The 14,085-nt window shown below is 37.3% G+C and carries 7 protein-coding genes and 1 riboswitch; all 7 genes read left to right on the plus strand.

Annotated features, from left to right (window positions below; translation table 11 throughout):
- The first annotated feature begins 17 nt into the window (after nt 1-17).
- A riboswitch (SAM riboswitch) is annotated at nt 18-123 on the plus strand.
- A 93-nt stretch (nt 124-216) separates the two neighbouring features.
- The 7 genes from ACL9RH_RS20015 (at nt 217) to scpA (ending at nt 13,558) form a co-directional block, all read left to right on the plus strand.
- On the plus strand, nt 217-2,664 hold the full coding sequence (locus ACL9RH_RS20015) for a TonB-dependent receptor plug domain-containing protein (RefSeq protein WP_422695099.1): 2,448 nt from the start codon (nt 217-219) through the stop codon (nt 2,662-2,664).
- A gap of 7 nt (nt 2,665-2,671) precedes the next feature.
- Entirely contained in the window at nt 2,672-3,976 is a 1,305-nt protein-coding gene (locus ACL9RH_RS20020; RefSeq protein WP_422695100.1) for an APC family permease, read from the plus strand.
- 122 nt (nt 3,977-4,098) lie between these two features.
- Nucleotides 4,099-5,184: a peptide chain release factor 1 gene (prfA, locus tag ACL9RH_RS20025; RefSeq protein ID WP_422695101.1), complete on the plus strand. Its 1,086-nt coding sequence runs from the start codon at nt 4,099-4,101 to the stop codon at nt 5,182-5,184.
- Nucleotides 5,185-5,263: 79 nt separating this feature from the next.
- Nucleotides 5,264-5,935, plus strand: a complete 672-nt coding sequence (locus ACL9RH_RS20030; protein ID WP_422695102.1) for a hypothetical protein — start codon at nt 5,264-5,266, stop codon at nt 5,933-5,935.
- A gap of 88 nt (nt 5,936-6,023) precedes the next feature.
- Nucleotides 6,024-8,126, plus strand: a complete 2,103-nt coding sequence (locus tag ACL9RH_RS20035; protein WP_422695103.1) for a prolyl oligopeptidase family serine peptidase — start codon at nt 6,024-6,026, stop codon at nt 8,124-8,126.
- A 136-nt stretch (nt 8,127-8,262) separates the two neighbouring features.
- Nucleotides 8,263-11,298, plus strand: coding sequence for a reprolysin-like metallopeptidase (locus tag ACL9RH_RS20040; protein WP_422695104.1), 3,036 nt, complete (start codon nt 8,263-8,265; stop codon nt 11,296-11,298).
- A gap of 139 nt (nt 11,299-11,437) precedes the next feature.
- Complete coding sequence (gene scpA, locus ACL9RH_RS20045; RefSeq protein WP_422695105.1) at nt 11,438-13,558, plus strand: methylmalonyl-CoA mutase; 2,121 nt, start codon at nt 11,438-11,440, stop codon at nt 13,556-13,558.
- Nucleotides 13,559-14,085 lie beyond the last annotated feature (527 nt).

Here is a 14,085-nt window from a genome sequence, read left to right on the forward strand (position 1 = left end):
ACTCTACCTTTGCAGTAGATTTATCAAGAAAGGTGGAGGGATTTGGCCCAATGAAACCTTAGCAACCGACACTATTCCAAAGGTGTAAAGGTGCTAATTCCAACCCGTTGGGGGAGATAAGTGAAGTCAACATTCTTATATGAATTCCATTTCTTGAAGTCTTAAATATCTGCGGAGAAATTTCGCCGGATTTATTTTTAATGGACAAAACAAAAAATGAAACAATTAAGCATAGCTGTATTACTGCTTGGAACTATTGGAATAGCAGCTCAGGAACAGGAGGAAAAAGGAAAACAGATCGAAGATATCATTATCGTCGGAAACCGTAATGCTAAAAGAACAAAACTGGAAACACCAGTTCCTGTAGATGTTATCAATATCGAAAAAATACAAAAAGCATCTCCTCAAATTACGGTTCAGGATTTACTGAATTACGTGATTCCTTCATTTAACTCCGTGAGACAATCTGCTTCAGACGGTACAGAGCATATAGATCCTGTTACTTTAAGAGGCATGGGGCCGGATCAGGTTCTGGTTCTGGTAAATGGAAAAAGAAGACATACCACTTCTCTGGTCAATTATCAGAATACCGTAGGAAATGGTTCTGTAGGGACAGATTTGAGTACCATTCCTATCATTGCTATTGAAAAAATAGAAGTTCTGAGAGACGGTGCTGCAGCACAATATGGGTCTGATGCCATTGCCGGAGTCATTAATATTATCCTTAAAAAAAATCCGGGAGCTTCTGCGAGTATCACTTATGGATTGAGTGGGAGAAACGATGGAGATACTTATCAGGCTGGTGCCAACTACGGAGCTTCCCTTGGAAAGGAAAGAGGGTATGTTAACCTATCGTTACAGTTGAGCCACAGAGGAAAAACAACAAGAACGCAGAATCATGATCTTGATATTTTCGGAGACAATTTTGCGTATGAATTTGCGCCTAACTTTAACGATGCTAAAAATGCAGATGATGCTGAAATAAAAGCAAGAGGGTTAACCCGGGATGATTTCAACTTCCAGATTGGAGATGCTCAGATTAAACAGGGGCAATTGTTTTTCAACTCAGAATATCCTTTAAATGACAGATTAAAACTTTATTCTTTTGGAGGTTTCAGCATCAAAGAAGGAAAAGGGTTTGGCTTCAGAAGACTTCCCAGTGAAAAAAATAATATTGTTTCATCCATCTATCCTAATGGATTTCAGGCCATATTAAACTCTCAGATTTATGATGTTTCCTATGCTTTAGGAGCAAAATATAATGTAAATAATTGGTTGATCGATCTGAGCAATACTTTTGGAAGCAATACCTTCAATTATAACGTAAGCAATACCAATAATGCTTCATTGGGGGCTAAATCTCCAACCAGTTTTTATGCGGGAGCTCATAGCTTTCTTCAGAATACAATCAATCTTGATGTTTCTAAAAATATCAACAGATTCAATTTTGCCTTTGGAGGAGAATTCAGGTTCGAACAGTACCAGATCAAGGCAGGAGATGAGGCTTCTTATGCTAAATATGATGTTAATGGTAACGTTGCGGTAGAAGGATCGGTAGTAACTGAAGCAGCTGGGGGTTCACAATCTTTTATTGGTTTTTCTCCAAAAAATGCACTTAGAAAAGACAGACATTCCACTGCAGTATATGCCGATGTTTCTTATGATCTAGATAAAAAGTTGAATATTGATGCTGCGGCAAGATTTGAAAACTATTCAGATTTTGGAAGTACCTTGAACGGAAAGCTTGCCATACGCTATGAATTTGTTAAAAACTATGCTGTAAGGGCAGCTGTGGGAACTGGTTTTAGAGCACCTTCACTTCAGCAGCAGTACTTTAACAATTCTTATGCGGATATTTCAACTACCGGATCTAAAATTGTTACCAAAGGAATTTTTAGTAATGACAGTAAAGCCGCTGAGGTTCTTGGATTTAATCATTTAAAACAGGAAACTTCTGTGAACGGAAGTGCCGGATTTACTTTAAAACCAGCAAAAGGGCTTTTTATTACCTTAGATGCCTATATCATTAAAGTAAAAGACAGAATTGTCATTACCGGAAACATTACCGATGAAAGATTATCCGACCCTGCTATTGTTGGAGTTGGAAATGAGGTAGAGAGCGGGAGGTTCTTTGCCAATGCCATTGATACGGAAACCAAAGGGGTTGACCTTGTGGTATCCTATGACTGGAAACTTGGAAAAGGAAACCTAAACATCAACCTTGCAGGAAATTATACAGAAACCAAAATTACGGACTTTCATTTCCCTGAAGGTATAAAAACCCCTCAGGAACAGTATTTCGGGCCAGACCAGATCAATATTATTGAGACATTATCTCCAAAAACCAAAGCGTCATTGGGGCTTAATTATGGCATCGGGAAATTTAATTTTCTCGTGAGAAATACCTATTTTGGTAAAGTCATAAGAGACGGCTTCCCTTTTGGAGGAGTTCAGGAATTTTCACCAAAAGTTGTAACAGACGTAAGCGTAGGATATGATATTACAAAAAATATAAACTTTACTGTAGGAGCAAACAACGTTTTTGATGTCTTTCCAGATCTTCAGATTTATCAAAACTCTTACTATGGAGTATTCAAATATGCGCCGGTTCAAATGGGAACACTGGGAAGTTATTTCTTTGGACGTCTTAACTTTAATTTTTAATTATTAAATGAGTACTGCATCACATCAGGTCGGCTGGAAAACCGCTGCAGCAATCGTAGTTTCCAACATGATCGGAACAGGGGTTTTTACCACGCTGGGATTTCAGCTGTCCGATATTACCAACACCTACAGTATTTTTCTGCTATGGATGATTGGTGGTATTTTAGCTCTGTTTGGAGCTTTCTGTTATGCCGAGCTCGGTTCTCATTTTAAAGGAAACGGAGGTGATTTTATCTATCTTAAAGAAACTTACCATCCGCTATTTGGGTATCTAATCAGTTGGATTTCTTTAATTATCGGGTTTTCATCCCCTGTGGCGCTGGCAGCTTTGGCAATGTCTAAATACCTCTCTGTATTTGATTACAGTTTTGGAAACGGTTTTGCCATTATCGCTATTCTTCTTGTCACGCTTTCGTTGTCATTTAGTTTAAAGACATCAAGCAGGTTTCACAACTTCTTCACATTCATCAAAGTAGCTTTTATCATTATATTGGTTATTGTAGGAGTAATGGTCTCGGGAAATTCTGAGATTGGCAATAGCCTCAATTTCAATGACAGTTGGAAAGGGGAAATCATGCTTCCTGCCTTTGCAACCTCCTTAGTATTTGTGACCTATTCTTACGCAGGCTGGAACTCAGCGTCTTATATTGCCGGAGAAATTAAAGATGTTCAAAAAAACCTTCCAAAATCATTGATTATAGGAACTGTTTTTGTGACAATTAGTTATATTTTAGTCAATTATATCATGCTGAAACATGCTCCTGTAAGTCAGTTGGAAGGAAAAGAAGATGTTATGGGAGAAGCAGCTGTCAATATGTTGGGAACCTCTTTTGGAAAAATAGTCAATATTTTTATTGCCTTGCAGCTTATAGCGACTATCAGCGGATATTTATGGGTAGGCTCAAGGCTTACTCAAGCTTTTGCCAAAGACAGCGTTATCTGGAAACCTCTTTCAACAGGGAATAAAAAAGGAATTCCAGTGAAAGCCATCTTTGCCCATGCCGTTATAGCAGTCATTATTATTTTAACAGGAAGCTTTAAAGAAATATTTGTTTATACAGCCTTTATTCTACAGCTTTTTGCAAGTCTGGCAATCTCAACCGTCTATTTTCTTAAAAAAGAAGACCGAAAAATCTTTAAATCCAATGCTTTTTACATTTTTCCGACTGTTTTTTTATTATTCAGTATATACATTCTCTATTTCACGCTTATCCATAATCCTAGAGAAAGTATCATAGGATTAGGAATTGTCGCCGTAGGAATTATATTATTTTTAATAGATCGAAGACTCTCAAAGAAAGCTCAAAAATAACTTTTAAGATTGTCAAAAGGACTTCTTGTTCTCTTTACTCCTCATGCTCAAAAATTTATGCTGAATAGTAATTTTAATTTTGAATTAATAATTCTTATCTTTGCACCCACAAAAATTCCACAATGTCTAAATCATTAATTCCAAAATTAGAAGCTATAAAACAAAGATATAATGAGGTTGCTGACCTTATTATACAGCCTGATGTTATTTCAGACCAAAAAAGATATTCTTCTTTGAACAAAGAATATAGTGATTTGGGAAAAATTGTAAGAGTTTACGATCAGTACAAAGGCGCTTTAGACAGTATCGAAGAATCTGATGAAATCATCGCAGATGGATCAGACAGAGATTTGGTAGATCTTGCTAAAGAAGAAAAGCTTGAGGCACAATCCAGAATTCCTGGGCTGGAAGAAGAGCTTAAAGTACTTCTGATCCCTAAAGATCCTGCAGATGACAAAAACGTTATCGTAGAATTACGTGCCGGAACCGGAGGAGATGAAGCTGCTATTTTCGTAGAAGATATCTACAGAATGTACACCATGTATTTCAAATCTAAAGGCTGGAGACATGAAGTAACCGATTCCAACGAAGCTGCAAAAGGCTACAAAGAATTGATTATGAAGGTGGAAGGTGAAGGCGTATACGGAATCATGAAATTCGAATCAGGAGTTCACCGTGTACAGCGTGTACCGGAAACAGAATCGCAGGGTAGAGTTCACACATCTGCCATTACCATTGCCGTTTTACCTGAAGCAGAAGAAGTAGACTTCGAACTGAATCCTGCGGATATCGAAATGCAGACTTCACGTTCAGGAGGAGCCGGAGGTCAGAACGTAAACAAAGTTGAAACTAAAGTTCAGCTTACGCACAAGCCTTCAGGACTTGTAGTGGTTTGTCAGCAGGCACGTTCTCAGTTAGCAAACCGTGAGTTAGCAATGGAAATGCTTAGAACCAAACTTTACGATATCGAACTTCAAAAAGTACAGGGAGACATTGCTGCACAAAGAAAATCTATGGTATCTACCGGAGACCGTTCTGCAAAGATCAAAACGTACAACTATCCGCAAGGTAGAGTAACAGATCATAGAATCAACAAATCTATGTATAATCTGGATGCTTACATGAATGGAGATATTTCTGAAATGATTGATGCCGTGATCATGGCAGAAAATGCAGAAAAAATGAAAGGAGAAGAAGAAAACTACTAAAGTTTTTAAAAATATAAAAAGACCTCTGATTCTTTCAGGGGTCTTTCTTTTTTAAGACAATGAAAATCCAATATAAACAATGAAAAACTACAAAATAATCTTACTCTTTTTACTCACGATGATGGGCCAATATCTTACAGCCCAGACAGAAGTAAAGAAACCGGCAGAAGCATTTGAAATGTTCTTTGGAACCTTTGTGAATAATGAAGACACAGCACTCAATAAACTTAATGAATACCTGAAACCCACTGTAGACGGCCAGATTGCCTATCAGGTAAACTTTAAAGAAACCTCGGAAGAGATGATCAATACCAGCGTAGAAAACTTTCTGGCAGCTTTTCCTAAAACCACAGCTGTGGCGTGTAAAAAAGAAGCAGAAGAATATTTCATCGCGATGTTCGCCAACTTTAAAAAAGGAAAACTTATCGTTAAAAATGTAAAAGTAGTTCCTAACGAATCTGTAGAAGGGCAGAAAATTGCAGAAATAAGTTATACTGTTAATTTCAAAGTTCCATCAAAGCTTACATCGGGGCCGGAAGGAGATATTCAAAAAGTAAAACCTGAAGATCTTAAAAAATATCTGACTCAGGCCGTTCAGGATTTTAAAAATGCAGATAAAACAGTAACCACAGACCAGGAGTTTAAACTCTATGAACTGAAAGAAGGCGGTAAAATCTACTACTGGAATGGAAGTCCCGATGAAATTGTCAGCAACCTGACCGATTTTTATTTTGAAAGTTTCGGATCATAAACAACGATCATTGAACATACAAAATCCTGATTTTTCAGGATTTTTTTTATTTCACATACTTTACGTATTTTTGAGAAAACCGTTCACTATGAATTTTAAACCAATGTTATTAACTGCTGGAGTTTTGTTTTCAGCATCTTTTTATTCTCAAAAAATGAATTATCCTAAAGCCGTAAAGGGAAGTCAGACAGATACTTATTTCGGAAGTGCCGTTTCAGATCCTTACAGAGATCTTGAAAATGATTCTGAAGCCACCAAAAAATGGGTAGATGAAGAAGTGGCATACAGCCAGAATTATCTTTCGAAAATTCCGTTCAGAGATAAAATTAAAGATCAGCTGAAAGAAATCTGGAACTATGAAAAAATTTCAGCCCCTTTCAAAGAAGGAGATTATACCTATTATTATAAGAATGACGGTTTACAGGCACAATCTGTCTTATACAGAACCAATAATACAACAAAAGCGACAGAAGTATTTTTAGATCCGAACAAGTTTTCAGAAAAAGGAACTACTTCACTTTCCAATCTTTCATTCAACAAAAAAGGAAATTTGGCAGCTTACTCCATCTCAGAAGGAGGAAGTGACTGGAATAAAATTATCATTATTGATGCCATCACAAAAAAACAGATCGACGAGACTATTTTAGACGTGAAATTCAGTGGAATTTCTTGGCAGGGAGATGAAGGATTTTATTACTCAAGCTATGATAAACCTAAGGAAGGAACTGTACTTTCCGGAATGACAGATAAGCATAAAGTATATTTTCACAAACTGGGAACAAAACAGTCGGAGGATAAACTGATCTTTGGAGGAGACAAAACACCGAGAAGATATCTGAGCGCAGGAGTTTCTGAAGATCAGAGATTTTTAATCATTTCTGCCGCCAATGCAACGAATGGAAATGAATTATATATCAAAGATTTAAAGAATGGAGGGGACTTTGTACAGATTACCAAAGGTTTTGATGTGAATGCAAGTATCGTAGACACAGAAGGAGATAACCTTTTCATTTTCACAGATAAAGAGGCCCCAAATATGCGTCTTGTGAAAACAACCATTAGCAATCCGGCTCCTGATACATGGAAAGACGTTATTCCTGAAACAAAAAACGTGTTGGGAATATCTTCAGGAGGAGGCTACTTCTTTGCAACTTACATGATTGATGCTATTGATCAGGTAAAACAATTTGATAAAACTGGGAAATTGGTAAGAGAAATTTCTCTTCCTGGAAAAGGAAATATTTCCGGTTTTGGAGGAAAGGAAAAAGAGAAAGATGTGTATTACTCTTTCAGCAATTATATCACGCCGGGAACTACATATAAATTTAATGTAGATTCCGGAAAATCAGAAGTATACCAGAAACCTAAAGTGAAATTCAATCCGGACGATTATGTTTCAGAGCAGGTATTCTATACTTCAAAAGACGGTACAAAAGTTCCGATGATGATCAACTATAAAAAAGGAACTAAACTTGACGGAAAAAATCCTACGATTTTATATTCTTACGGAGGGTTTAATATCAGTTTACAGCCTTCTTTCTCCGTAGTGAATGCTATTTGGATGGAAAATGGAGGAATCTATGCCGTTCCAAACATCCGTGGAGGTGGTGAATACGGAAAAAAATGGCATGATGCAGGAACAAAAATGCAGAAAAGAAACGTATTTGAAGACTTTATCGCTGCAGGAGAATACTTACAGAAAAAAGGATATACTTCTAAAGAATATATGGCATTGTCCGGAAGATCAAACGGAGGATTGCTAGTGGGAGCAACAATGACGATCCGTCCTGATCTGGCAAGAGTGGCCTTCCCTGGAGTAGGAGTGTTGGATATGTTAAGGTACAACAAATTTACTGCAGGAGCTGGCTGGTCATATGACTACGGAACAGCAGAAGATAGCAAAGAAATGTTTGAATACCTTAAATCTTACTCTCCGGTGCATAATGTAAAAGCAAAAACATGTTATCCATCTACAATGATCATTACAAGTGATCATGACGACAGAGTAGTTCCTGCCCATTCATTCAAATTTGGAGCAGAACTTCAGGAAAAACAATCATGTAAAAATCCTATTTTATTAAGAATTGAAAAAAATGCAGGTCATGGCGCTGGTAGATCAACCGATCAGGTGATTAGTGAAAATGCAGATCTTATATCATTTGCATTGTATGAAATGGGAATTAAGAAATAATTTGAAAATATTAAAATAAAACTTTGGCGACTGATTTATTGAAATTAGTCGCTTTTTTATAGTGGTTATTTGAATATAATTATTAATTTTAGCTCGGATATTTAAATTTTACTATTTTTTACTCAATTAGGTAATTATGAAAAAAAGAATTTTACTAGTTTGTGCATTGGCGGCAGGGTTGTCCAATGTTAATGCACAAAGGTGGGAGCCGGCCTCGCAAAAAACGTCTCAAATCAGAAAAGAAGTAGAAGTTCAGTACTCCTACAGAGTAGATTTACAATCTCTTAGAAATATTTTAAAGAATGCTGTAGAAACAGGAAAAGGAGCTCAGGCTGTTACTGTTTCTTTACCTACAGCAGAAGGGAAAATTGAAAGATTTGCCGTATACAGTGATCCTGTAATGGAGAAATCGATGGCTGACAGATATCAGTTAGGATCTTATGTAGGGGTAGGAATTGACGATCCCGCTAAATATATTAGATTCAGTACTGCACCTACTGAGATGCAGTCTATGATCATTAAAGATGGGAAATTTCAGTTTATAGAGCCTATTACTACAGATAAACAGGTATATGGTGTTTTCTATAAAACGAAAAGAACTGAAGGAGATCATGGCTTTGAATGTACAACAGAAGAGAAAAACATTAAAGATATAAAAGCTTTAGAGTTTAATGGTAAAAAAAGCCTTTCTAACGTAGGGATTACAAATAGACCTGCAAGTACAAAATTCAGAACTTACAGATTAGCCTTAGCTGTTACAGGTGAATATACTAAGAAATTCGATCCAAATGGCGGAACTGCCAATACGGTAGCGCAAATGAATGCTACAATGAGTCGTGTAAATGGTATTTTTCAGAAAGATTTTGGAATTAAGCTAATTATTCAAGATCTTCCTAATATTATTGCTACCGACCCAGCTACTGACTTTTATACACCTCCAGTAACCGCTACAGATCCTTCTCTGAATCTTCAGCTTCAACAGATGCTTACTCAGCAGGTAGGAAATGGGAATTATGATATGGGACACGTATTTCATGCGGCAGGAGGAAATGGAAATGCAGGTTCAATAGGATCTACATGTGTTAACCCGGCTACTAATACTACATTAGCAAAAGGTTCTGCTTTTACACAAAATACAAACCCAGTAGGGGATTCTTTTGATATTGATTATGTTGCCCATGAAATGGGTCACCAATTGGGAGGTAACCACACCTTTTCACACGTATCGGAAGGTTCTGGTGTAAACATTGAACCAGGAGGTGGAACAACTATTATGGGGTATGCCGGAATTACTGGAGATAATGTTCAAGACTATACGGATGCTTATTTTCATTATTCTTCTATTAACCAGGTTCTTAATAGCTTAGATAGTAAGACTACATGTGGTACATCAGAAAATATCACAACTAATACACCGCCTGTAATCTCTCCTCTTACGGCTTACAGTATTCCAAAAGGTACAGCATATTATTTAGATGCTACAGCTACAGATAATGATCCTATTAAATATACATGGGAGCAGTATGATAGTGTTGATTCTTACAACTCGATCTCTGGGGATAGCGGTTGGGGATATAATGCTCAAGGTGCTATAACAAGATCTTATTTCGGAACAACAAGTGGAAGAAGATATTTCCCAAGTCTTCCAATAGTAATGGGTGGATCTTTAACAGATAAAACAAAGTGGGAAACTGTTTCTTATATTCCAAGGGTACTTAAATATGCGGTAACTGTTAGAGATGAGAATGTAGATAAACCAATGTTGGTATCTGCTGAAACAACAGTTACAGTAGGGAATGATGGACCATTTAAATTTAATGGTATTACAATTTCTACTGTGCTTTACAATAATGCCTCCAATACTATATTATGGGATGTTGCTAATACAAATGCAGCACCTTATAATGTATCTAATGTAAAGATTGAGTATACTACCGATCTTACTAATGGATCATCATGGACAGAACTTGTTGCTTCTACTCCCAATACTGGAAGCTATACTGCACAGATGCCATCCGGATTAACTGGAAATATAAAATTAAGAATATCGGCTGTGGGCAATATATTCTATGCAGTATCTCCTCAAGTGAATGTTGCAACAGCGCCAACATCTTCTACAGCAGCACCTCTCGGAGTTTTTGCTCAGGATAAAGAGATATTCAGAACTTCCGCCAGACTATCTTGGAATAGTGTACCGGGAGCTACTTATTCAATTAACTACAGAAAAGCAGGGGAGACAAACTGGCAGAATACAACAAGTCCTACAAATTCTGTGTTAATATCAGGTCTCGAAGACGAAACAAGCTATGAAACGCAAGTTGCCGCTGTTGTAAACAGTGTATCAGGTGCATTCTCTTCAATGTATGCTTTTAAAACAAAAGGATTGAGAACTGGTTCAGACTATTGTCTAATGACAACAGGTGGAAACAGTTTTGCAAGCTTTAGCTTTAACAGTGGTTTGGCTCAATTAAACTTGGCGAACTTAGCATATTCTCAATTGACATATAAGACTATCTTCAGTACTTATCAGGACTTTACAGAAGATGTAACTAAAATTGTTAACTTAACAAAAGGAACTCAGTATACATTATCTTATTTCAATGTTGGTAACACAGCAGGTTATAACGATAGAATGGAAGTATGGATTGACTTTAACAGAAACGGAGTTTTTGAAGCTTCTGAAAAAGTAGGTTCTAAGACAACTGTTCCTCCTTCAAATGGGCAGTATACAGGTACTATGGTATTCACTGTTCCTACTACTGCATATGCTGGAGATAAACTATTGAGAATGAGAGTTGCGAATACTTTCTTTAATGCTGCTACTGGTCCATGTGGTAGCCCTTCAGTTCCTGTACAGGGAGGTGGAGTAATTTCACAGGGATCATTTAAAGATTTCTCTGTAAAAATTACAGATACTAACCTTGCAGTAAACGAAGCACAAGGTCCAAAAGCATCAGAAGTATCTATTTATCCTAACCCTGCGGACACTTTCGTAGAAGTAAGAAACCTTAAAGGAAAGGCAGATTACAAAATCTACACTGCTGACGGAAGACTAGTTCAGGAAGGTAAAATTGAGGGAAGAATTAACGTTGCTTCTTTAATCAAAGGAATGTATGTAGTGACAATCAAAGACGAGAAAGACACTTACAATACTAAGCTTATCAAAAAATAAGTAAACCTTATACAAATAACAGAAGGCCGGGCATTTGTCCGGCCTTTTTTGTGTAATAAACATCAGAAAAACTGAATGTTAACGGATATTTTGTGTTTCGTTCAAAAAAATTAACTTTACGGGGACAAAAATAATTGGAATGCGAAAAACAATTTCTGTGAAAACTCCGGATTTTAAAGTGTTACCTCAAGAGAGAGAAATCTATAACTTTGAGAAAGACGGACTTGAACTCAAATCATCCTATGACAAAAAAGATGTAAAAGACGAATCTTTAACACAGACTTCTCCAGGAATTGAACCCTACCTCAGAGGGCCGTATTCTACAATGTATGTACAAAAACCATGGACGATCCGCCAATATGCCGGTTTCTCCACTGCAGAAGAATCCAATGCCTTTTACAGAAGAAACCTTGCTGCAGGTCAAAAAGGACTCTCCGTAGCATTTGACCTCGCTACCCACCGAGGATATGATTCAGACCATGGAAGAGTTGTAGGAGATGTAGGAAAAGCCGGAGTAGCCATCGATTCTGTTGAAGATATGAAGATTCTTTTCAATGAGATTCCTCTAGATCAGATTTCTGTTTCCATGACGATGAACGGGGCCGTACTTCCTATTTTGTCTTTTTATATCGTTGCAGCTGAAGAACAGGGAGTAAAGCAGGAGCTTCTTTCAGGAACCATTCAAAACGATATTCTGAAAGAATTTATGGTGAGGAATACGTACATCTATCCGCCAGCCCCTTCCATGAAGATTATTGCAGATATTTTCGAATACACTTCACAGAATATTCCGAAGTTCAACTCTATTTCTATTTCAGGATACCATATGCAGGAAGCTGGAGCCACCCCCGTACTGGAAATGGCCTATACATTAGCAGACGGTCTTGAATATGTAAGAACAGGAATTAAAGCAGGAATGAACGTTGACGATTTTGCTCCAAGACTATCATTCTTCTGGGCAATCGGGATGAATCACTTCATGGAAATCGCTAAAATGCGTGCCGCAAGATATATTTGGGCTAACCTTTTAAAACAGTTTAATCCGCAAAATCCAAAATCCCTTGCCTTAAGAACCCATTCACAAACTTCAGGATGGTCTCTGACAGAACAGGAACCTTTCAATAATATCACAAGAACAGCCATCGAAGCACTATCTTCCGCATTAGGAGGAACGCAGTCGTTGCATACCAACGCTTTGGATGAAGCGATTGCCCTTCCAACAGACTATTCTGCAAAAATTGCAAGAAATACGCAGATTATTCTTCAGCAGGAAAGCGGAATCTGTGATGTAGTAGATCCAATGGGAGGAAGTAATCTCGTAGAAAGCCTTACGCAACAGATGATTGAAGAAGCGATGAGGTATATTGATGAAGTAGAACAGGAAGGGGGAATGACAAAAGCGATCGAAGCTGGAATTCCAAAAATGAGAATCGAGGAAGCCGCCGCAAAAAAGCAGGCAAAGATCGATAGTGGAGAAGAATTCATTATTGGGGTAAATTCTTTCAAATCTTCTTTAAAACAGGAAGCAATAGAAATTCTTGATATTGATAATACAGAAGTTCGCAGAAAACAGATCGAAAGACTGAATACGATAAAAGCAGGAAGAAATTCTGAAGCCGTAGTACAAATTCTAAACGAAATCCGTGAAAGTGCAAAAACAGGAAAAGGAAATCTTCTGGCACTGTGTATTGAAGCCGCAAGAAGAAGAGTGACTCTTGGTGAAATGAGCGATGCTATGGAAGAAACCTTTGGAAGATATAAAGCAAACATCAAAACCATCTCTGGAGTATACGCCATGAATGCAGGTAAAAATGAATACTTTGAAAAAGCCCTTAATCTTACTCAAAAGTTTGAAGAAGAAGAAGGACGCCGCCCAAGGATAATGGTGGCTAAAATGGGCCAGGATGGACACGACAGAGGCGCAAAAGTAGTGGCTACCGCCTTTGCAGATATGGGATTTGACGTAGATGTTGCTCCTTTGTTTCAAACTCCGGAAGAAGTAGCCAAACAGGCTATTGAAAACGATATCCACATCTTAGGAGTATCTTCCCTGGCTGCAGGACATAAAACGCTGGTTCCTCAAGTCGTAGAAGAATTGAAAAAACTCGGTGCAGATGATATTACGATCGTTGTAGGAGGCGTTATTCCACAGCAGGATTATGAATTCCTCTATGCAAATGGAGCAGACTTTATTTTCGGCCCTGGTACCAACCTTCCTAAATGTGCAGTAGAAATTCTGGAAAGATTTTTAGGAAAATAAAACTAAAAAAGCTTTAATTTCAATCCAGAGAATAAAGCACAACCCATGAATTTTAAAAATAATATAAAGCCTACAAAGAAGATTATTCTTTATGTAGGCTTCTTTTTTATCATTGCTCTTGTATGGGGTTAAGTAAAAAAGAACAAAATATACAGATTTCCAAAGTCACTGCTGATATTGAAAAAGTAAAAGCGCATTTTGACGCTGTTTTCCTCAGCATTATTCACCTTAAGTGAAAAAAATATTTTGATTATCAGAAAATTTTATATATTTGCATCTGAAAATCAAGTTTAACCATTTAAAAACAACGAAGCAATGTTCAAATTTAATCTACATTCAACAGTAGGATTGCCTTTTGCAAAGGCGAGGCTTCGTGGTTTGGTACACTCATAGAATAACAGTATATCGAAATATCAAAACCCGAAGTCGTAGAGATTTCGGGTTTTTTATTGCGCAATATTTCAAACTCAAATTTAGTTTCCCCCGAAATCTTTTTAGTGTTTTAAGGGCATGGTAGATGAGGTTTT

This window comes from Chryseobacterium sp. Mn2064 (assembly GCF_049319685.1).
In the GTDB taxonomy this organism is placed as follows: Bacteria; Bacteroidota; Bacteroidia; order Flavobacteriales; family Weeksellaceae; genus Chryseobacterium.